Here is a 20,390-nt window from a genome sequence, read left to right as displayed (position 1 = left end):
GTAACTTCGGGGCACTCACCGGGTGAAGCCACAGAACCGCACGTACCGTCGAATGCATGACGCACATCGACGCGGGCGCCGGACTCGACTCCACGACGGCCTCGTCCCCGGCGGTGACCGGGCTGACCGCGGCCGAGGTGGCCGAACGGGTGGGGCGGGGTCAGGTCAACGACGTGCCGGTGCGCAGCAGCCGGTCCCTGGCCGAGATCGTCCGGGCGAACGTCTTCACCCGCTTCAACGCGATCATCGGTGTGCTCTGGCTGATCATGCTGTTCGTCGCGCCCTTCCAGGACAGCCTGTTCGGGTACGTCATCCTCGCCAACACCGGCATCGGCATCGTCCAGGAGTGGCGGGCCAAGAAGACCCTCGACTCGCTCGCGGTGATCGGGGAGGCCCGCCCGACGGTACGGCGGGACGGGACCACGACCGAGATCAGCACCTCGGACATCGTCCTGGACGACCTCATCGAGATCGGGCCCGGCGACAAGGCCGTGGTCGACGGGAAGGTCGTCGAGGCCGACGGCCTGGAGATCGACGAGTCGCTGCTCACCGGTGAGGCCGACCCGGTGGTGAAGCGGCCCGGCGACCGGGTGATGTCCGGCAGCTTCGTGGTCGCCGGCGGCGGCGCCTTCAGGGCGACCAAGGTCGGCCGCGAGGCCTACGCCGCCCAGCTCGCCGAGGAGGCCTCCCGGTTCACCCTGGTCCACTCCGAGCTGCGCTCGGGCATCTCCACGATCCTCAAGTACGTGACGTGGATGATGGTCCCGACCGCGATCGGCCTGGTCATCAGCCAGCTGTTCGTGAAGAACAACGACCTCAAGGACTCCGTCGCGCGCACGGTCGGCGGGATCGTGCCGATGGTCCCGGAGGGGTTGGTGCTGCTGACCTCCGTGGCCTTCGCGATCGGGGTGATCCGGCTCGGCCGGAAACAGGTGCTGGTCCAGGAACTCCCGGCCATCGAGGGCCTGGCCCGCGTCGACACGGTCTGCCTCGACAAGACCGGCACCCTCACCGAGGGCGGCATGGACGTCACCGAGGTCAGGCCGCTCCAGGGCGCCGACGCGTCGTACGTACGCAAGGTGCTGGGCGCCCTGGGCGAGGCGGACCCGCGGCCCAACGCCTCCCTCCAGGCGATCATCGACGCCTTCCCGGACGTCGACGAGTGGCGCTGCACCGAGTCGCTGCCCTTCTCCTCCGCCCGCAAGTACAGCGGGGCCTCGTTCAGCGAGGGCGACGGCGAGTCCAGTACGTGGCTGCTGGGGGCCCCGGACGTGCTCCTGGCCGACGACGACCCCGCGCTGCGGGAGACCGGTCGCCTCAACGAGCAGGGGCTCAGGGTGCTGCTGCTGGCGCGGGCCACCCGTGACCTCGACGATCCCGAGCCGGCCCGGGGAGCGCGCCCGACCGCCCTGGTCGTCCTGGAACAGCGGCTGCGGCCCGACGCGGCCGACACCCTGCGGTACTTCGCCGAACAGGACGTCCGCGCCAAGGTCATCTCCGGGGACAACGCGGTGTCGGTCGGGGCGGTCGCGGCCAAGCTGGGCCTCGAGGGCAGCACCGTGGACGCGCGCCGGCTGCCCGCCGAGCAGGACGGGATGGCGAAGGCGCTCGACGAGGGCACGGTGTTCGGGCGGGTCACCCCGCAGCAGAAGCGGGACATGGTGGGGGCGCTCCAGTCCCGCGGACACACGGTCGCGATGACCGGCGACGGCGTCAACGACGTGCTCGCGCTGAAGGACGCCGACATCGGGGTGTCCATGGGCTCCGGTTCCGAGGCCACCCGGGCGGTCGCCCAGATCGTGCTGATGGACAACAGCTTCGCGACCCTGCCGTCCGTGGTCGCCGAGGGGCGGCGGGTCATCGGCAACATCACCCGGGTCGCGACGCTGTTCCTGGTGAAGACCGTGTACTCGGTGCTGCTCGCCGTCCTCGTGGTGTGCTGGCAGGTCGAATACCCCTTCCTGCCCCGGCACCTGACCCTGCTGTCCACGCTGACGATCGGTGTCCCTGCGTTCTTCCTGGCCCTCGCGCCCAACAAGGAGCGCGCGAAACCGCACTTCGTACGGCGCGTGATGCGGTACTCGGTGCCGGGCGGGGTGGTGGCGGCGATCGCCACCTTCGTCACGTACCTGATCGCCCGTCACCACTACACGGGCGCGGACGCCTTGGACGCGGAGACCAGCGCGGCGACCCTGACGCTGTTCCTGATCTCGATGTGGGTCCTCGCGATCATCGCCCGCCCGTACACCTGGTGGCGGATCGCCCTGGTCGCGGCGATGGGCCTCGGCTTCGTGCTCGTCCTCGCCGTGCCCTGGCTCCAGCACTTCTTCGCGCTGAAGCTGGTCGGGGTGACGATGCCGTGGATCGCGGTGGGGATCGCGGTGGTGGCGGCGGCCGTCCTGGAGGTGCTGTGGAAGGTGGTCGACCGCCGCGGGGCCGCTTAGCGCTGGGCTTCAGCCGGGACGCGTCTGTCGTGTGTTGTCTGCGGCGCCGTCGTGGCTGGTCGCGCAGTTCCCCGCGCCCCTATGGGGCGCGTTCTACCTGACGTCGACGAAGTCGGCCGACGAGTTGACCGGGGAGGTCGTCGTCGTACCGGCGAAGGTGTAGCGGAAGTAGCCGTCCGCCGAGGCCTTCACCGTGGTCTTCAAGGTGCCCGTGGAGCTGGACTTGATGGTCTTCAGGGTGCTCCAGGTGGTCGCGCCCTTCTTCTTGAACTGGAGCTTCACCGGCTGGGTGGAGTAGCCCGCGTACTTGTTGGTGTCCCAGTTGGCGCGGGAGAGCTTGCCCGTGACCGTGATGGTCTTGCCCTTCGCAACCGGCTCCGGGGAGGCGTCGGTGGTGAGGGTGGCCTTGCGCTGGAGGTGGGTGGTGCCGAGGCCGCCCTGCCAGGTGGTCGCTTCGTCGGCGTCGCCGGCGAGTGCGCCCAGCTTCCAGGTGCCCGCCTCGCTGCTGAACAGATCGAGGTCCTGGTCGGAGGACTTCGGGCGGAACTGGATCTTCGCCGAGCACTTGAGCACGGTTGAGGAGGACGCCGTGCACGTGCCCACGTCGTCGCCGGCGAGCAGGTCGTCGGAGTTCGTCCCGAGGGTGTCGCCACGGTAGAGGACCGGGAGGGTGGCGAAGGAGTTCGGGTCCAGGCTCGCGGGCTTGGTCACGGTGTAGGTCGCGGAGACGGTGACCTGGGTCGTGGGACCGACCACGATGTTCTTGCCGCTGTTGACCTTCAGCTGGGAGAAGGTGACGGCGGGCCCGGCGGCCGGGGTGGCGGCCTGCGCGGCCGGGACGGCGAGGGCGGAGAGGGCCACGGCGCCGGAGGCGGCGAGGACGAGGGCGCGAATGCGCATGTGCGTTCCCCATGAGGAGAGAAGGATCTCGGAGTCTGCTGACTCACTCCGTAGATCGCTGACTCATGGGGCGGGTTGTACGCGTGGGGCGTGATTTGGCTCGCACATGCGCAACGCTTTACCTCGGCTCGACCTACTTGACGTCGATGAAGTCACCCGCGGCGTTGACCGCCGGGGTGGTGGAGGTGCCCGCGAAGCTCCAGCGGTAGAACCCGTCGACCGTGGCCTTGACCGTGGTCTTCAGGTCGCCCTTGCTGTTGGTCTTGACGGTCTTCACGGTGGTGTAGGTGTCGGAGTCCTTCTTCCGGAACTGCAACTTCACCGGCTGGGTCGAGTACCCGGCGTACTTCCTGGTCTCCCAGTTGGCCCGCGTCAGCTTCCCGGTGACGGTGATGGTCTTGCCCTTCTTCACCGGCTCGGGAGAGGCGTTGGCGGTGAGCTTCGACGCACGCTGGAGCCGGTGGGTGCCGTAGAAGTCGTTCCAGTACTCGCTCCCGACCTCGTCTGCGGCGATCGCCGCGGCCGTCACGTGCCAGGTGCCGGCGAGCGCGTTCACGAAGAGCTCGCGGGAGGCGTCGATCGTGACGGTGAGCTTGCAGGTCGAGGTCGTGGCGTCGACCGGCGTGCAGGTGGCGTTCTGCTCGTTCGGAGGGAACACACCGTCAACGTGCGCGCGGTCCCTGCCGTGCCACAGGTCGATGTACGCGTCCTCGATACCGGCGGAGTGGCTGGCGGTCAGCGACACGGTGAAGGTCTGCACCCCCGTCGTACCGGCCACGATGTTCTTGCCGCCGTTGACCGTCACCTTGGAGACGACGGGCAACTCCTCGTCGGCGGCGCTCATCGCGGCTCTGGAGACACCGAACCGCTCCGCGGCCGTGGGTTTGTGCACGCCCCCGCCGTCGGCCTGGGCGACCGGGACGGCGAGGGCGGAGAGGACGAGACCGCCGGAAACGGCGGCCACGGTCGTGCGGATGCGCATGTCTTCCCCCAGGGGCTGGTCGTGGAGCCTGGCGGCTCGTGGGGTCAGATGCGCGTCCGGGGTGAAGCGTTGCAGAAGACGGGGCTGATTTTTGCGACCCCTTGGTCAGACCTTCGGCCACATGCTCTTGCTCGCGGCGAGCGCCCCCTTGCCGTCGCCCGCGTACAGGCGCAGATCGCCGGCGGTCGTCACGGCGGCGAGATCGCTCTTGCCGTCACCGTCGAAGTCGCCGCCGAGCAGGACCCGCATGCTGCCCCAGGTCTTGTCGGGCCACATCGAACGGGCCTTGTCGAAGGTGCCGTCGGTTTTGCCCGCGTAGAGGTGCAGCGCCCCGTCCGCGGCGACCGCGGCGATGTCGTCCCGCCCGTCACCGGTGAAGTCGGCCGTGGCGATGAGCTTCTTCTTCCACGTCTTGTCCGGCCACATCGATTTCTTCTGGTTGACCAGGTCGCCGTTCGCGTCCCGCTTGTACGTGTACAGGGAGCCGTCGGGCCACTGGAACAGCAGGGTGTCGCGCCCGGCGGTGCCGGTCTTCAGGGCGGCGACCGGAAGGGCGTCCTTCCACGTGGCGTCGGTCCAGAGCGGGGAATGAACCCAGCTCAGGAGCTGGACTTGCCCCCACAGGAGGCGCCGCTTCGCCAGGGAGAGGCTTCCGTCCTTGCCGACGGCGACGACTTCCATGCCTTTGGAGTCGGCCAGGAAGTCCCCCGCGACGAGTTGCTTCTGCGTGGGCCGGCCCAGGGCGCCCATGACGTTACCGAACTGCAGCGTCCCGTCCTGGCGGCCCCGGAAGAGCTGCGCGGTGCCGTTGTCGAGGAGCGCCGCGATATCCGTACGCCCGTCACCGTCGAAGTCGGCAGCGGTGAGGGCGTTGGTGATGTGCTTCTGGCGGCTCGTCAGCCGGACCTGCTCGACCCAGTCCGCGATGTCGTCGACGCGAGTGGCCACGGCACCCGTACGGGTCTCCGACGAGTTGAGGCAGCCACCGTCCCATGAAGCACTGACCACACCGACGACGTGACCTGCGGTGTTGAGCACGGGACCGCCCGCGTCGCCCTTGCACAGGGCCGCGCCGGCGGCGGCGGGCGAGATCGCAAGGGTAGTCGGGTTCACCAGGTCCACGCCGAACGAGCTGGTGTGGGCGTGCTCCGGGGTCCACTCCATCTGGGTCCGGCCGTAACCGACTGCCCTCAGCTGGTCGCCCTGGACCGGTGGGGCATCGCTGACCTCAGCGGACGGGATGTCCGGGAAGGGGCCGCCCAGCGCGTCGTCGGCGGTGACCGGGTTGAAGCGGGCGAGGACGAGATCGCGGCCCGGGTAGGGGACGATCTCCTGGACCTTCTGATTGCGCTGCGCGGTGGCCGTCGGTTTGTTGCCGTCGGCCGTCACCACGGCAGGCAGTGGCGGCACACCCCTGGTGAGCGCGGTCGCCTGCTGTGGGTCGGCGGCGAAGCAACTGGCGGCGGTCAGAACCCACTGCTGGTCGACGAGGGTGCCGGAGCACGCTCGTTCGGTGTCGGTGCCGCCGGCTACATGGACCTTGACCGTGTACTGGTCGGCGTTGTCGGCGACCTGGTCGCCGATGGCGGACTGGGCCGGCGCCGCGGCGAGCAGACCGGTCGTCAGACCGGCGGCCGCGAGTCCAGTGGCCCACACCATGCGCGTTCTGCGCGGACGGACGTCTTTCACGTTTCCTCGAATCCCGGAGTCTTTGCGGTCAGCTGGGCGCGTACAGGGCGGATGTGGGCAGGTCAGCCCGTCACCCTGAGCTCGACGAGCACCGAGGGCGCACCTCCTGCCGCCTCACCGACGGATTCGAAGCCTCCCTGGGGCACGGCGACCGTGGTGGTCCTGCCGCCTGCCGTCAGGTCGGCGCTGATCGGGTGGTCGGCGGCCTCCACGGCGAAGACCTGGGGAAGTTCCAGGGTGAGACGGCCGCTCTTCCCGATCGCGCGGAAGCAGTAGGTGCCGGCCCGGCCCACGGAGTCGTCCTTACGGGTCAGCACTCGAATCTGCTGGGCGGCCGGGGCACACTCGGCGAGCAGAATGCGACCGTCACCCTTCTTCAGCTTGATTCCCTGTTCGGCAAGGATTCGGTCGGCTCCCGGATAACCGTAGTCCTCGACAGCTGCGGGCGGCTTTTCGGTCGACGGAGACTGCGGTGGGTCATCGGCAGAAGCCACGGAAATTCCGGCGAGCGTGGCGCACGCCATCGCGATTCCGGAAAGAGCGAGATTTCGGGCACGAAAAGGCACCGAGAATTCCCTTCGAAAAATAAGCATGACTGGGCCGCAGCCACCCACGGCTGCCAGATATGCCCTGATAAGCCGGTCGCGCACAGGCGCACCGGTCCCCGTTCTACCCCCTGAAGATACAAGCCCGGGTGAAACCTCAGCTGGTCAGGCCGAGCATTCCCGGAGCAAAGTCGAGGCACAGCATATGCATAGCAACGGTCAACGTCAATACACTTACAATAAATCCGCATTGCCCGATATGCCCGGTCCTGGAATTATCCCCTACCGCCCGGTAGGACGGCGGCTATGCTTACCCGTCGACCATTCGGCGACTCGCATTTCGGGGGTCGTCGCCGATTACAGACGGGTACCCAGTGAATCGAAGAACTGACCAGTTCGATGCCACCGGAATATCAAAACGCCTCCTCCGCGGAACCGCGCTGGGTGTGCTGCCCATGGCACTCGCGGCGGGCCTGCTCGGCGCCTTCCCTGCGGTGGCCGCCCCGGATTCCCCCGCTGCCGACGGCGGTCCGGCGAGTGGCGCGTACACGGACCGCGGCCGGGTGCTGGAGCTGTGGAAGGCAGGCGGGCCCGGCCTGCGGGCCGCGGCGGAGGCTGCCCTGACGGGTGCCGACGACGACGTGCGGCACTTTCTGAACGACGTCGCGACCGAGACGGCGTACCAGGACGACCGGGTGCAGACCGCGCAGATCGCGGGCCTCGGCGGACGTGGCCTCCAGGAGGCGGCCCGCAAGGCGCTGAGCGGCAGCCAGGGGGACCTGGACACCTTCCTCAAGGACGGCTGGAAGGCACCGCTGGAGCAGGACCAGCGCGTCCGCATCGCTCAGATCGTCGACGCGGGCGGACCCGGCGTGCAGACGGCAGGCCGCGCCGCGCTGGCCGGCACGCCCGAGGACATGGCCGACTTCCTGAACGACGGCCAGTACACCCAGCGCGAGGAGGACGAGCGCGTCCAGCTCGTGCAGATCGTGAGCACGGGCGGAGCCAACGTCCGGGCAGCGGGCCGGGTGGCCCTGGAGGGGACGGCGGCCGACATCCGCGAGTTCCTCCAGGTCGGCCAGTTCGTGGCGCGGACCAGGGACCAGGAACGCGCGACGATCGGTCAGCTCGCCGCACAGGCCAAGGAAGCCGGACGGCAGGCACGTGCGGAGACCGAGGCGGCCAAGGACGCCTCGGCGCGAGCGGTCGCGGCCTCGGCACTCGCGAAGGAGGCCGCTCAGAAGGCGGCTGCCGAAACGGAAGCCGCCCGCAAGGATTCGGTGCGTGCCGCGTCCGCCGCCACCCGTGCGGCCACCGCCGCCAACCAGGCGGCCCGGGCAGCGCAGCAGGCCATCGACGCGGCGCGTGCCGCCAACAACTCGGCGCGTACGGCGGCCAGTGCCGCCACGCAGGCCGCGGCCGCCGCGTCCGGCGCCGCCCAGGCCGCCAGCCGGGCACGCGGAGCCGCCGCCGACGCTGCGGCCGACCACAGCAAGGCGAGCGCCGCCCGCAAGGCGGCCGACGAGGCCAACGCCGCGGCCAAGGGCGCCCGGCTCGCGGCCGACGCGGCCAACCAGGCCGGTATCGCCGCGACCGCGGCCGGGGACGCGGCACGGGCCGCGACCAGCGCCGGCAGCAACGCCAACGCCGCCGCCGATGCCGCCGGCGACGCCAGCCGGTACGCCGACCAGGCCGGTGCGAGCTCCGCGGAGGCCAGTGCCGCGGCTGCCGCGGCACGCGCCCAGGCGGCGGAGGCCACGCGCGCCGCGAACGCCGCCGAGAGCCTGGCCCGCAAGGCGGCCACGGCTGCGAACGAGGCCCGTGACGCGGCCAACTCGGCCGCCACGCACGCGGAGAACGCCGCCAAGGCGGCCAACGATGCGGCCGACCACGCCGTGGAGGCGGGAAAGGCGGCCGCCGAGGCGACGGCCCACGCCAAGGCAGCCAAGGAAGCCGCGGATGCGTCGAGTTCGGCCGTGGCCCGGGCCAAGTCGGTCTTCACGCTGGCCCGTCAGATCGAGGCGGAGGAACTGACCGCCCGTACGAACGAGGCCGTGGCGCTGGCCCGGCAGCTCAAAGCACAGGAAGAGCGGCAGCAGGCGGCGCAGGACCGTGCGGCGCAGGCTTCCGCGGACCTCGAAGCGGACGCCCGGCGCCTGAGCACGGCCGCCTCCGCTCCGGACGCGGACCAGCAGAAGCTGGCCGTCGAAGGCCGCGAGGTCGCCCTGCGCACGCTGAAGACCCGTGGCCCCTGGAGCCGTACGGCGGCCGGGCAGGCGCTCTCCGGTGACACCGCCGACGTGGTGTCGTACCTGCGCACCGGCCGGGTCGAGGCGGTGCGGGACGACGAACGGTCGCGGGTGGAGACGCTGGCCCTGGACTCTCCGGCGCCCGCAGTCCGCAACGGGGCCGAGCAGGCTCTGAGCGGCGGTACCGACGAGGTCAGCTCCTTCGTGGAGACCGGTCAGTACGAGGCGATGGCCGACGACCTGCGCGTCTACGTCTCGAAGGTGATCTCCAGCGGTGGCCCCAGCGTCCAGAGCGCCGGGCGCTCGGCGCTGAGCTCCGGCTCAGTGAACAAGTACCGCACCTTCGTCATCGACGGTCAGTACACGGCGCGCACCGAGGACGAGCGGGTGCGGGCGGCGCAGCTCATCGACAGCGGCGGCCCCGAGGTCAGGTCCGCCGCCCGGATCGCGCTGGAGGGTCCGGCCCCGCTGCTGCACTCCTTCATCCAGCGGGGTCAGTACCAGGCGCTGCGCAAGGACCAGCTCGCCGCCGGCCATGTGGCCCTGCTTCAGCAGATGATCTCCGGGGCCGCCTCGGTGGCCGCCACCGCGCAGAAGAACGCGGCGGACGCAGGCAAGGTCGCCGCCACGGCCCGCAAGGCCGCGGCCGAGGCCACCGAGTACGCCAAGCAGGCCGACGCCTCGGCGAAGGCCGCCAAGGGCTACGCCGACGACGCCCTCAAGTCCGCCAAGGAGGCGGAGACCTCCGCGGCAAACGCCGCGGCCTCGGCCCGTACCGCGCGTGCCGCGGAGGCCGACGCTCACGCGGCGGCGGCGCGGGCCATCTCCTCGGCCGCCGAGGCGCAGCTCTCCGCGAACTGGGCCCAGGGCTCTGCCGACGAGGCGTGGAGCGCCGCCCGTGAGGCGCGGGCGTCGGCGACAGCCGCGGGCAAGGACTCCGCGGCGGCCGGCAAGGCCATGCTGGAGGCCTTCCAGACCGCGGTCTCCAAGCAGTTGGAGGAAGAGGCCGAGTTCCGCAGGACGGAGGAGGCCTGGCGCAACGCTCCGGACCCGGAGGGCCCGCAGGAGCCGGACGACGGCTGGATCCCGGACTGGCTCGAGGACAAGGCGGACACCGTCCTCGTCTACGGCGAGGCGATCCTCACCAACCCGGACGTCTGGGGCGGGCTCGCCGAGACGGGCACCGGCGTCCTGATGATGGGCGCGGGCGCGGGCGGCGATTTCGCCGGCGGTGCGCTGTGCATCACCGGCATCGGCTGCCTCGCCGGAGCACCGGCGATCGCCGCGAGCACGACCCTGGTCGTCGGGGGCGGGTTCACCAGCGCTGACGGCATCGGCCGCTTCAACGACGGCCTGGGCCAGGCGCTGCGCGAGGCGCAGAGCAAGAGCAGCGCCGTGCAGAAGGTGCAGACCGGCCCGGTGCCTGCGCCGAAGGGCGGCCTGCCGGGCTTCCCCAAGGCTGCTCCGGCCAAGGGCAAGACGCCTGTGCAGGGCGGCGGCGGTCTCCGCAAGCGCTGGAAGGACCCCAAGTCGGGAGAGATCTACGAGTGGGACTCCCAGCACGGTGCGGTCGAGAAGTACAACAAGCGCGGCAAGCACCTCGGGGAGTTCGACCCCAATACTGGGGCGCAGACCAAGCCCGCGAATCCCACCCGGAAGGTGACGCCGTGACGGTGTACTACCTGGTCACCCGCTATCCCAAGGACGGCGACCAGTTGCTCTCCTCGACCGACACCAGCGCCGTCGGCGCTCAGGCCTGGGGAGAACTCCTCGGCATGGCGCCCGAGCTGCTGACCGACGTGTACCCGCTGACGCAGGAGCACGCCGAGCGGGTACAGGAGCTGACCGGTATCGCGCTCGACCTGGAGAAGTACGAGTACTTCCTCGAGACCGAGGCGGACTGACACAACAGACAGGGGCCGTCCCTCAGGGCGGCCCCCGTCGCTCAGTCGAACCAGCGGTCCCTCGCCAGTTCCTCCGTGCGGGTCGGGTCCTCCAGGAGGGCTGCCACCTCGAAGCGGCGGGGCCACTGGCGGGACGCCCAGGCGAGGCCCGCTGCCACGCCCTCCAGGGTGGCCGCGTGCAGGACGCCGTCGTTGGTGAGGCGCCAGTCGATCTCCACGCCGTCCACGACGAGTTCCTCGTGCTCGACGTAGGTGGAGGGGGTGCGGGCGCCCAGCAGCACCCTTACCGGCTCCGGGACCTCGTGTTCCGTGCCCTCGGAGTCCACCGACCCGGTGACGGACTCGCTCAGGCGGCGGACCTGGAAGAGTTCGGCCAGCTCGGCCGCCCGGGAGGGGCGGACCGGCAGCAACGGGACGCCCTGCGTGAAGGGGAGCAGGTCGGGCGAGTCGACGACCACCGCGTCCGCCGCGTCCACGACCTCCACCCGGCCGTCCGTCACGGCCCGCAGCTCGTCGGGGAGGGTGACCTGGTCGGGGTCGAGATCGGCCAACGCCCCGTAGAGCGCGTGCAGTTGGGACCCGGTGACCGGGCGGGACGGGTCGGCCAGGCGGTCGAGGAGTTCCGCCGCGCCTCCCGGTTCCTCCAGCAGCGCGGCCACCGACGTCCGCACGCCCAGCGCCCGCAGTACCTGCTCGTCGTCGAAGCCGGTCGCGTCGGCCTCGTCGTACAGGCCGCGCAGGAGCGGGTCCCCGCCGGTCGCGAGGAGACCCGCCGGGCGGCGGCCGTCGAGCACCGGGTTCCCGCGCAACCACCAGGCGGTGTACGGCCGTACGACCTCGTGCGTGCCGTCCGGCAGCAGGATGCGGACCTGCTGGGTGAGCGCGTCCCTCAGCGGGGGCTGCGCCAGCAGGGCCAGGGCCTCGGGCCACTTGTCCTCGTCGACCAGGTCGAGATCGCGTACGGCGATCAGCTCGGTGGCGACCGGCGGTACCGGGGTGTCCGGGAACCGGTCGAGGATGTCCTCGCACCACACGTCCACGGCGTCGAGCAGGCCGGCGTCGTCCGGTTCGGCGAAGTCGCCCTCACGGGGCTCCAGTTCGTCGGGGTCGAGGACCACGTCGGTGGCCCGGACCAGGGCGAAGTCGGCGAGCACCCCGCAGGCGGCCAGCGGCTGTTCGCCCCACTTCCGCGCCAGCTCGGCGTCCACGAAGGCGAGTTCGTCCTCACGGATGACCTGCGCGAACGCGCTGCCGGGGAGGACGAGTTCACCGGCGGGGGCCAGCTCCCCCTCCTCGTCGGGCAGGGCGAGCGCGCCCAGCCACGGCTCGTCACCGGGCTCCAGGCCCGCGTCCCGGACCAGGGCGAGGACGGTGTCGGCCAGCTCCTCGGCGTCCGGGGTGTCCTCCTCCCAGCTCACACCGCCGTCGTCGTCGAGGGAGGCGGCGACCGCGGCCCGCACCTGGGGCGTGGTGAGCACCGCGCGCGGGGTGGCGGGCAGCGCGCCCAGCTTCTCCAGGAGCGGGTGGGCGGCGCTGGGGTGGGCGACCTTGAGGCCGAGCCGGGCGAGGAGCTCGGCGTCGATCAGGGGCCCGTCGGAGGTGGGCAGCAGCACCTGCCGGGGCCCGATGGTCGTACGGCCGTCGGCGAGCGGTACCGGAAGGCCGGTGAGGCGGTCGGGGTCGACGCCCGCGAGGGAGTCGTAGAGCCGCTGCCACCACTCCGGCTCCTTCTCCAGGCCCGCGAGCCGGTCGATCGCGTCGGTCAGCGGGACCCGGGCGACGCCCAGCGTGCGCAGTTCCACGCGCCGTTCGAGGCCGGCGGGCAGCAGGGTGGGCAGCACCTCGGCGAGGACCCGCACGGTGTCGGCGCCGGCGCCCTCGACGACTTCGGCCTCGCGCGGGCGCAGGGTCTCCGGGAGGTCGTCGGTGGGTTCGAGCGCGGGCGGCAGGAAGGAGACCTTCGGCAGCCGCTCCAGGATCGCCTGGCGCAGGGCGCCGTCCAGTTCGCCCTTGGCGAGCGGGCCGGGCACCAGGCCGATGATGCCCTCGCCCACCGGCCGCCAGCCGGCGAGGAGTTCGGCGTAGGTGTCGGCCGCGCGCTGCACCAGGAAGTCGGTGAGGGGGCCGGGTGCCGCGTGCCGGCGGGTGGTGTCGAGCGGGAACGACGCGATGAGCAGCGCGGGCACGCCGAGCGGCTCGTCGCTGGGGGTCGGGGCGTGCACGACCGGGCTGGTGCGCGGGTGCGCGGGGCTGCCGTCGGTGTCGGCGGGCACGGCCCAGGTCAGCGACCAGTGCGGGCGCAGCCGCTCCTCGACCGGCCGGTCGGCGAGCAGGTCGGGGGTGAGCGGGCCGTGCGCGGACGCCGTGCGCCACCGGGTCGTACCGTCGCGCGAGTCCTCCACGACGGTGAGGACGCCGTCGGTGCGGCGGCTGATCGTGCGGGTCGTGTCCGTCTCGATCACGACCTCCTCCAGACCCGGCAGGGCGAGGAGGAGGGCGTCGTCGACGGCGTGCAGGAGCCGCTCGGCGAGGTCGGCTGCGGCGGTGTCGCGCAGCGGGAGGATGACGACGGTGTCGTAGGGCTCGGGCGCGGTGCCCTCGGCGGCGAACGGCAGCCGCAGCAGCGGGACATGGCCGTCGCGGCGGCGGATCTCGTCGCCGAGGCCGGGGCTGTGGCGGGCGGTCTCGGCGGCGTGCTCGCGGGCCTCGGCCAGCGACCAGCGGACCCCGCCGTGCCGGCCGACGACGGCGGGCTCGTCGGTGACGGCGAGGACGGCGGCGAAGCCGACGCCGAAGCGGCCGACGGCGCCGACCGCGCCGGCCGTCGGGTCCGTCGCGTCCGGTCCGTTCTCCGGTCCGTTCTGCGGCTCACGCTTGGCGGAGGCGCGGAGGGTGGAGAGGGACTCGACGCCTGCCGCGTCCAGCGGGGCGCCGGTGTTGGCGGCGAAGAGCACGCCCTCGCGGAGGGTGAGCCGGAGCCGTCCGGGCACCCCGGCCCGGGCCGCCGCGTCGGCGGCGTTCTGCGCGAGCTCGACGACCAGCCGGTCCCGGTACCCGCCGAGGACGAGGTCCTCCTCGGCGTTGGCGTCCTCCCGGAACCGGGCGGGACTGGTGGCCCAGGCGTCCAGCACACCTCGCCTGAGCCGAGCGGTCCCGAACGGGTCGGCACCCTCGGCGGCGGGCCGCACGAACTTGCTCACGTTGACTCTCCTCATCGGCGTGACGTCGAAGGTACCGCGAGGAGGCGGGACGGTGACTCCGTCCCCTTGGCCCTCACACCTCGTCCGCACGGGAACCGGATTCCGGCGAGCGGCGAAGTACCGGTGAAAGCCCGAGCTTCAGCGCTACAGCGACGAAAGGAGCCCCGATGACCGTGGAACCGGGCGTCAGAGCGGGGCAGGACAGCGACGCCTCGGTGATCGAACGGTCGTGGGACGAGCCCGAGGCGTTCGCCGTGCTCTTCGACCGCCATGCCGACTCGGTGCACCGCTACGCGGCCCGCCGGCTCGGCGGGGAGGCCGCCGAGGACGTCATGGCGGAGACCTTCACCACCGCGTTCCAGCAGCGCTTCCGGTACCGCACGGAGTCGGCGGACGCCCGCCCCTGGCTGTTCGGCATCGCGACCAACCTCATCGGCCGGCACCGGCGTGCCGAGGCCCGGCGCCTGAAGGCACTGGGCCGGCTGCCCGCCCCCGCGGCCGGCGGGCCGGCCGAGGAGACGGTCGCGGACCAGGTGGCCGCGCGGGTCAGCGCGCAGGCGGTGCGCGGCGAACTCGCCGGTGCGCTCGCCCGGTTGCCCGCCCGGCACCGGGACGTACTGCTGCTGGTCGCCTGGGCCGACCTCGGCTACGAGGAGGCCGCGGCCGCCCTCGGGGTGCCGGTGGGGACGGTCCGGTCACGGCTGCACAGGGCTCGCAGAAAGGTTCGTGAGGCATTGGGCGGATCCGATCCGACCGCTCTTCGAGAGGAATCCGACCATGAATGAGATCGAACTCCTGAGGGAGTGGGACGCCGACGCGCCCCCTCTCACGGACGCCGCCCGCGCCCGTGCCCGCCTCCGTCTCCAGCAGGCGATGCGGGCACCCGCCGCCCCCGTCGCCGTAACGGGCGTCGGCCGCCGTCCGCTGCTGCGGATCGCGGTGGCCGGTGTCGCCGCGGCGGCCGTCACCGCGACCGTGGTGGTCACCCAGGACACGGGGACCGAACCCCGCACCCGCACGGTCAGCGCGACGACCGTGCTGCGGGGGGCGGCGGCCGAGGCCCTGCGCACCGAGAAGCCGGTCGCCCCGCGCGACGACCAGTTCATCTACACGAAGGAGGTCATCGAGGAGACCCCGGTCTCGGGCGGCCCGACGAAGACGTACGTCGACGAGAGCTGGAACTCGGTCGACGGGTCCAAGAAGTCGTACGTCAGCGAACTGGGCACCAAGCAGTGGGTGCCGCCGTTCCAGAAGGGGCAGTCCACCTGGCCGCCGAGCCGGTGGTCGGAGCTGAAGCAGCTGCCCACCGACCCGGCGAAGCTGACGGCCACCCTGCGCGACATGGGCGGCAAGCCGGACTACGGCCGGCCGACCAAGGCCGACGAGTGGCCGATGGTCCAGTTCTTCCTCTCCGGTCTGCTCCGCGACGCCGTCCTGCCCAGGGGGCTGCGCTCCGCGGCGTTCGAGGCGCTCGCCTCCGTTCCCGGGGTGACGGTGCTGCCCGGCCGGACCGAGGTCGACGGGCGCGCGGCGCTCGCCATCCGGTACGTGGGCCCGTCCGGCACTCCCTGGCAGGGCAGCGGGCGGATGTTGCTCTTCGACGCGACGTCGTACCAGTACCTCGGGACACGTGAGCGTCGCACGGCGGGCGGCAAGACCTACGAACAGTGGTCGCACCTCACAGCCCAGGCCGTGGTCGACCGGGTGTTCCAGCGCCCGTGAGGCCCTACGAGTGACCCAGTTCCGCCGACGCCTCGTCCGCGGTCTCCGGCACCGAGCCGGAGTCGCGGGCGGGGCGCAGCGGGAAGGGGTCCACGCGTGTCTCGTCGATCACCGGGGCCGCCGGCTGGGGCGGCTTCGGCATGACCGCGGCCTCCGAGTGGCCACCGCAGCCGTACGACAGGGAGACCACACGGCCGTCCGCCGGGGCGAACTCGTTGGCGCACAGACCGAAGGCCTGGCCCAGCGAGCCGCCCAGCGGGACCAGGAAGCCGCAGCTGACGCAGGGCGCCGGGGCCGCCTGGGCCATGGGGGTCTGCGCGCCGAAGGAGTCCTCCCAGCGGTCGGCGGCGACATGGAGGCCGTAGCGGGAAAGGACCCGGGCCCGGCGCATGCCGAGTTCCTCGGCGACCGCGGCGATCGAACCGCGGGAGGGCGTCATCGGGAGGTGCGCGGGGGAGCCTCCCGTGACCTCGGCGTCCTCCGCCTCGACCAGTTCGGCCATCTCCTCCGAGACCGGCGCGTTCGGCAGCGGCTCGTCCTCGCCGGTGTAGCCGGGTTCGAGGCGCAGGTCCTCGGCGTCGGTGGGGAGCAGGTCGCCCGGGCCCATGTCGCCGGGGCGCAGGCGTTCGCTCCAGGGCACCCACTCGGGGGCGAGGAGCGCGTCCGGGCCGGGCAGCAGGACGACCTCGTCCAGGGTGACGATCTTCGCCCGGGAGGCCCGCGCCACCGTGACGGCCCAGCGCCAGCCGCGGTAGCCGAGTTCCTTGCACTCGAAGAAGTGCGTCACGACACGGTCGCCCTCGGAGACCAGGCCCGAGTGCTCGCCCACCACTCCGGGCGCGGCGGCCTCCTCGGCGGCGGCCCGGGCGAGGTCGACGGCCTCCGCGCACAGGCGGTCGGGGGTGCGGCTTCGCGTTGTCGCTGCGCTCACAGGTATCGCTTCTCTCCTACGCCGTCACTCGGGTGCGCCGGCCTGAAGGCGGTGGGTGCGGACGGAGCGGACCGAAGGGCCGCGTCGACGTCCGCGCCCGAACGCGCTCGGGCGCACCTGCTCGCATCCATTCTGCGTGATGTCAGAGAGGCGCGCGGCCGAGAACATTCGCCACGGCGCGCTACGCACGCTACCTGTTCGCCGCCGCTCGGCCTACACCGACGTGAGGGTTCGTTGCCTCCAGTGGGTCTGCGGTGGCACTTCATATGCGTTCATACGCGCGGTAACCGCACTACTCACAGGTTTCTCGGGGCACTATGACGGGGTGGCAGCCACGAGGACACCCCAGGGAGCCTCCGGGATCGGTGGCGGGTCGGGCCGGATGACCGGGTCCGTCCGTGCCGTCGGCCGTGCCCTGCACTTCCCGTTCACCGGCACGGCCCGCGGGATCCGCAAGGCGACCCACGCGCACGGCGCGGGCGAGTCCGGACTCGGCAAGCTGATCGAACTGCACGCCGTCAACGGCGCGGGGGACGTGATGATCACCGTCGCGCTCGCCTCGACGGTGTTCTTCTCCGTGCCGACCGACGAGGCCCGCGGTCGCGTCGCGCTCTACCTCGCCATCACCATGGCCCCCTTCACGGTCCTCGCCCCGGTGATCGGCCCCCTCCTGGACCGCCTGCCGCACGGCCGCCGCGCGGCCATGGCGGGCGCCATGCTGGCCCGCGCCCTGCTCGCGCTGATCATCTCCGGGGCGGTCGCCACGGGCAGCCTGGAGCTGTATCCGGCGGCCCTCGGCGTGCTGGTGGCCTCGAAGGCGTACGGAGTCGTCAGAAGCGCGGTGGTGCCCCGTCTGCTCCCGCCCCGCTTCTCCCTCGTCAAGGCCAACTCCCGCGTCACCCTCGGCGGCCTGCTGGCGACCGGCATCGCGGCGCCCGTCGGCGCGGGGCTCCAGGCCGTCGGACCGCGCTGGCCGCTCTACGGCGCCTTCGTGATCTTCGTGGCCGGCACCTTCCTGTCGTTCTCGCTGCCCCCGAAGGTCGACTCGGCCAAGGGCGAGGACGTGGCGCTGCTCGCCGCCGACGAGGGGCATCTGCACGGCCCGCACCTCAAGCCGGTGAAGCGGCCCGGGCTGCGCACGGTCGGCACCGCCGTCACCCACGCCCTCGGCGCGAACGCCGCCCTGCGCTGGCTCTCCGGCTTCCTCACCTTCTTCCTCGCCTTCCTGCTCCGCGAGCACCCGCTGACCGGCGAGAGCGCGGCGGTCTCCCTGGGCCTGGTGGCGGTGTCGGCGGGCTCGGGCAACGCGCTCGGTACGGCGGTCGGGGCCTGGCTGAAGTCGAAGGCGCCGGAGATCATCATCGTGACGGTGGTGGCCGTCGTGCTGGGCGCGGCGATCACCGCGGCGATCTTCTTCGGGGCGTTCCTGGTGGCGTGTCTGGCGGCCGTCGCCGGTTTCTCGCAGGCCCTGTCCAAGCTGTCCCTGGACGCGCTGATCCAGCGGGACGTGCCGGAACTGGTCCGCACCTCCGCGTTCGCCCGCTCCGAAACCCTGCTCCAGGTGTCGTGGGTGTTCGGCGGCGCGGTCGGCATCGTGATGCCCCTGAACGGCTACCTCGGTCTCTCGGTGGCCGCCGCCGTGGTCGCCGTGGGCTGGCTGGCCACCGCGAAGGGGCTGATCGCCTCGGCCCGGCACGGCAGCGCGCCCCGGGCGCGAGTGGCGTAACGAACAGGGCTCGCCGCACCCCGGATAAAGGGACCGCCGTACCCGCCCGATAGCCTTCCGCCATGACCACGCTGCAATCCGTTGTGCGACGCCGCCGCGCCGTCGCCGCCGCCGGCCTCGTTTCCGCCGGACTGCTCGTCCTGTCGGCCTGCGACAAGCCGACGCCGCGCGTCACCGTCACGGTCGGTTCGACCTCGGTGAGCTCCGAGGCCACCTGCTACGACGACGGCAACGACCTCGGCCAGGCGAAGGCCACCAAGTGCGCCCTGGAGAAGTCCGACGCCAAGACGATCAAGGTCAACCAGAGCGAGACCCTGCGCGTCGGCGTCGACCCGAAGGTCGCGGACACCGGCTGGGCGCTGTGGATCAACGGCCAGCAGATGACGTACGTGTACAAGAAGACGTACTACGCCTTCGACGGCGTGGACCTCTTCGCCCAGCAGCAGGGCCAGGCCCCGCAGAAGACGCTGTACATCAGCATCGTCGAGCAGGACAAGACGGCCTCGGGCCAGAGCAAGGAACACAAGGGCGTGTGGAACTTCAAGCTGGAGAACGCCGACTTCTGATCCGTCGGAGCCGTATCTGATGCGCATCCTCGTGGCCACCGCGGTCCCGGTCGAACGGGACGCGGTGGCCCCTGCGTTCGAGGGCACGACGGCCGCCGTGGACGTCCTCGCAGTGGGGGTCGGGCCCGCGCTCGCCGCCGCCGCCACCGCCACCGCGCTCACCAGGGCCGCCCTGGAGGGCGCCGCCTACGGCCTCGTCGTGTCCGCCGGGATCGCCGGCGGGTTCCTGCCCGAGGCGCCGGTCGGGTCGCTGGTCGTCGCCGACGAGATCACCGCGGCCGACCTCGGGGCCGAGACCGCCGACGGGTTCGTGCCGGTGACCGCCCTGGGCTTCGGCGCCGTCACCCACCGGCCGCCCGCGGCTCTCGTACGGGACGCCGTGGCCGCGACCGGGGGGCGGGCCGGTGCGGTGCTCACCGTCTCCACGGTCACCGGTACGGCCGAGCGTGCGGCGGCCCTGCGCGCCCGCCACCCCTCCGCCCTCGCCGAGGCCATGGAGGGCTTCGGGGTCGCCGAGGCGGCCGGGGCGCACGGAGTGCCGGTGCTGGAGATCCGCGCCGTCTCCAACCCGGTCGGACCCCGCGACCGGGCCGCCTGGCGCATCGGCGACGCGCTCACGGCCCTGACGGAGGGGTTCGGGAAGCTCGCGCCCGTACTGGAGAGTTGGAAGCAGCATGACTGAGTCCTCGCAGCCTTTGCAGATCGCGTACTCGCCCTGCCCGAACGACACCTTCGTCTTCGACGCCCTCGCCCACGGGCGGGTGCCGGGGGCGCCCGCGCTGGACGTGACCTTCGCGGACATCGACGTCACCAACGGCATGGCGGAGCGCGGTGAGTTCGATGTGCTCAAGGTGTCGTACGCCGTGCTGCCGTACGTCCTCGACGCGTACACGCTGCTGCCCTGCGGGGGTGCGCTGGGGCGGGGGTGCGGGCCGCTGGTGCTCACCCGGGAGGCCGGGCTGGAGCTGACCGGCCGCAGGGTCGCGGTGCCGTCCGAGCGGTCCACGGCATATCTGCTGTTCCGGCTCTGGGCGGCGGACGTCCTCGACGGCAAGGTCGGGGAGATCCTGGTGATGCCGTTCCACGAGATCATGCCGGCCGTCCGGGACGGACTGGTCGACGCCGGACTGGTGATCCACGAGGCCCGGTTCACGTACCAGAACTACGGGCTGCACAAACTGGCGGACATGGGCGAGCACTGGGAGTCGACGACCGGGCTGCCCATTCCCCTCGGCGCGATCATCGCGAAACGCTCGCTGGGAACGGAACGGCTGTCCCGGCTCGCCGAGTCCATCCGCGCGTCCGTGCGGGCCGCTTGGGACGATCCCGAGGTTTCCCGGCCTTATGTCATGGCGCACGCGCAGGAGATGGATCCCGCGGTCGCCGATCAGCACATCGGTTTGTATGTCAACGAGTTCACCGCGGACTTGGGAGAAGACGGATACGCGGCGATTCGCGGGCTGTTGACCCGGGCGGCGGCCGAGGGACTTGTGCCTGCATTGGGGCCCGACGCGTTGTCGTTCCGCTGACGC

Annotated in this window: 15 protein-coding genes; 9 read left to right on the top strand and 6 right to left on the bottom strand. The window is 72.0% G+C overall.

The window, feature by feature from the left end:
* The first annotated feature begins 56 nt into the window (after positions 1 to 56).
* The gene (locus H295_RS0136655; RefSeq protein WP_020140333.1) at positions 57 to 2,444 is read left to right on the top strand and encodes an HAD-IC family P-type ATPase; all 2,388 of its coding nucleotides are present in this window, start codon (positions 57 to 59) and stop codon (positions 2,442 to 2,444) included.
* Positions 2,445 to 2,537: 93 nt separating this feature from the next.
* Here H295_RS0136655 and H295_RS0136650 read toward each other — a convergent pair whose 3' ends face one another.
* The 4 genes from H295_RS0136650 to H295_RS48230 all read right to left on the bottom strand — a co-directional run bounded on the left by H295_RS0136650 (position 2,538) and on the right by H295_RS48230 (position 6,608).
* On the bottom strand, positions 2,538 to 3,344 hold the full coding sequence (locus H295_RS0136650) for a hypothetical protein (protein ID WP_020140332.1): 807 nt from the start codon (positions 3,342 to 3,344) through the stop codon (positions 2,538 to 2,540).
* Positions 3,345 to 3,477: 133 nt separating this feature from the next.
* Entirely contained in the window at positions 3,478 to 4,326 is an 849-nt protein-coding gene (locus H295_RS0136645) for a DUF5707 domain-containing protein (protein ID WP_020140331.1), read from the bottom strand.
* A 105-nt stretch (positions 4,327 to 4,431) separates the two neighbouring features.
* Positions 4,432 to 6,015, bottom strand: a complete 1,584-nt coding sequence (locus tag H295_RS0136640; protein WP_028810081.1) for an FG-GAP-like repeat-containing protein — start codon at positions 6,013 to 6,015, stop codon at positions 4,432 to 4,434.
* A 62-nt stretch (positions 6,016 to 6,077) separates the two neighbouring features.
* Positions 6,078 to 6,608: a hypothetical protein gene (locus H295_RS48230; RefSeq protein ID WP_063741205.1), complete on the bottom strand. Its 531-nt coding sequence runs from the start codon at positions 6,606 to 6,608 to the stop codon at positions 6,078 to 6,080.
* Between the two features lie 407 nt (positions 6,609 to 7,015).
* Here H295_RS48230 and H295_RS0136630 point away from each other — a divergent pair, with 407 nt between their 5' ends.
* Together H295_RS0136630 and H295_RS0136625 are read left to right on the top strand one after the other, a co-directional pair.
* Positions 7,016 to 10,480: a colicin E3/pyocin S6 family cytotoxin gene (locus H295_RS0136630; RefSeq protein ID WP_043218585.1), complete on the top strand. Its 3,465-nt coding sequence runs from the start codon at positions 7,016 to 7,018 to the stop codon at positions 10,478 to 10,480.
* On the top strand, positions 10,477 to 10,713 hold the full coding sequence (locus H295_RS0136625; protein ID WP_020140327.1) for a DUF7683 domain-containing protein: 237 nt from the start codon (positions 10,477 to 10,479) through the stop codon (positions 10,711 to 10,713). The genes H295_RS0136630 and H295_RS0136625 overlap by 4 nt, the downstream gene beginning before the upstream one ends.
* Before the next feature lie 41 nt (positions 10,714 to 10,754).
* On the opposite strand, the gene H295_RS0136620 is transcribed toward H295_RS0136625, so the two are convergent.
* Complete coding sequence (locus H295_RS0136620; protein ID WP_020140326.1) at positions 10,755 to 13,913, bottom strand: sacsin N-terminal ATP-binding-like domain-containing protein; 3,159 nt, start codon at positions 13,911 to 13,913, stop codon at positions 10,755 to 10,757.
* A 167-nt stretch (positions 13,914 to 14,080) separates the two neighbouring features.
* Between H295_RS0136620 and H295_RS0136615 the strand changes: the two genes are divergently transcribed.
* Positions 14,081 to 14,698 (top strand): RNA polymerase sigma factor, encoded by a 618-nt coding sequence (locus H295_RS0136615; RefSeq protein ID WP_020140325.1) that lies wholly within the window; start codon positions 14,081 to 14,083, stop codon positions 14,696 to 14,698.
* Positions 14,691 to 15,635 carry a CU044_5270 family protein gene (locus H295_RS0136610; protein ID WP_020140324.1) on the top strand — a complete coding sequence of 315 codons (945 nt, stop codon included), beginning with the start codon at positions 14,691 to 14,693 and terminating at the stop codon, positions 15,633 to 15,635. The genes H295_RS0136615 and H295_RS0136610 overlap by 8 nt, the downstream gene beginning before the upstream one ends.
* Positions 15,636 to 15,639: 4 nt before the next feature.
* Here the strand turns inward: H295_RS0136610 and H295_RS0136605 are convergent, their stop codons facing one another.
* A complete protein-coding gene (locus H295_RS0136605; RefSeq protein WP_020140323.1) occupies positions 15,640 to 16,566 on the bottom strand; it encodes a DUF3027 domain-containing protein in 927 nt (308 codons plus the stop codon).
* A 382-nt stretch (positions 16,567 to 16,948) separates the two neighbouring features.
* Between H295_RS0136605 and H295_RS0136600 the strand changes: the two genes are divergently transcribed.
* The 4 genes from H295_RS0136600 to H295_RS0136585 all read left to right on the top strand — a co-directional run bounded on the left by H295_RS0136600 (position 16,949) and on the right by H295_RS0136585 (position 20,387).
* Positions 16,949 to 18,292, top strand: a complete 1,344-nt coding sequence (locus tag H295_RS0136600) for an MFS transporter (RefSeq protein ID WP_020140322.1) — start codon at positions 16,949 to 16,951, stop codon at positions 18,290 to 18,292.
* A 62-nt stretch (positions 18,293 to 18,354) separates the two neighbouring features.
* Positions 18,355 to 18,858 (top strand): hypothetical protein, encoded by a 504-nt coding sequence (locus tag H295_RS0136595; protein WP_020140321.1) that lies wholly within the window; start codon positions 18,355 to 18,357, stop codon positions 18,856 to 18,858.
* Between the two features lie 19 nt (positions 18,859 to 18,877).
* Positions 18,878 to 19,540 (top strand): futalosine hydrolase, encoded by a 663-nt coding sequence (locus tag H295_RS0136590; RefSeq protein ID WP_020140320.1) that lies wholly within the window; start codon positions 18,878 to 18,880, stop codon positions 19,538 to 19,540.
* Positions 19,533 to 20,387 (top strand): 1,4-dihydroxy-6-naphthoate synthase, encoded by an 855-nt coding sequence (locus tag H295_RS0136585; protein ID WP_028810078.1) that lies wholly within the window; start codon positions 19,533 to 19,535, stop codon positions 20,385 to 20,387. Before H295_RS0136590 ends, H295_RS0136585 begins: the two co-directional genes overlap by 8 nt.
* Positions 20,388 to 20,390 lie beyond the last annotated feature (3 nt).

Source organism: Streptomyces sp. 351MFTsu5.1 (assembly GCF_000383655.1).
Classification (GTDB): domain Bacteria; phylum Actinomycetota; class Actinomycetes; order Streptomycetales; family Streptomycetaceae; genus Streptomyces; species Streptomyces griseorubiginosus.
Note: the sequence above shows the minus strand (reverse complement) of the source record. Positions and strands in the feature narration are given on the sequence as shown.

Bases quoted from the DNA above. Each gene is read 5' to 3' on its own strand.
- H295_RS0136590 (WP_020140320.1), top strand. From the start codon at position 18,878: ATGCGCATCCTCGTGGCCACCGCGGTCCCGGTCGAACGGGACGCGGTG.
- H295_RS0136610 (WP_020140324.1), top strand. From the start codon at position 14,691: ATGAATGAGATCGAACTCCTGAGGGAGTGGGACGCCGACGCGCCCCCT.
- H295_RS0136645 (WP_020140331.1), bottom strand. From the start codon at position 4,326: ATGCGCATCCGCACGACCGTGGCCGCCGTTTCCGGCGGTCTCGTCCTC.
- H295_RS0136655 (WP_020140333.1), top strand. From the start codon at position 57: ATGACGCACATCGACGCGGGCGCCGGACTCGACTCCACGACGGCCTCG.
- H295_RS0136600 (WP_020140322.1), top strand. From the start codon at position 16,949: ATGACCGGGTCCGTCCGTGCCGTCGGCCGTGCCCTGCACTTCCCGTTC.
- H295_RS48230 (WP_063741205.1), bottom strand. From the start codon at position 6,608: ATGCTTATTTTTCGAAGGGAATTCTCGGTGCCTTTTCGTGCCCGAAAT.
- H295_RS0136585 (WP_028810078.1), top strand. From the start codon at position 19,533: ATGACTGAGTCCTCGCAGCCTTTGCAGATCGCGTACTCGCCCTGCCCG.
- H295_RS0136650 (WP_020140332.1), bottom strand. From the start codon at position 3,344: ATGCGCATTCGCGCCCTCGTCCTCGCCGCCTCCGGCGCCGTGGCCCTC.
- H295_RS0136595 (WP_020140321.1), top strand. From the start codon at position 18,355: ATGACCACGCTGCAATCCGTTGTGCGACGCCGCCGCGCCGTCGCCGCC.
- H295_RS0136630 (WP_043218585.1), top strand. From the start codon at position 7,016: ATGGCACTCGCGGCGGGCCTGCTCGGCGCCTTCCCTGCGGTGGCCGCC.
- H295_RS0136615 (WP_020140325.1), top strand. From the start codon at position 14,081: ATGACCGTGGAACCGGGCGTCAGAGCGGGGCAGGACAGCGACGCCTCG.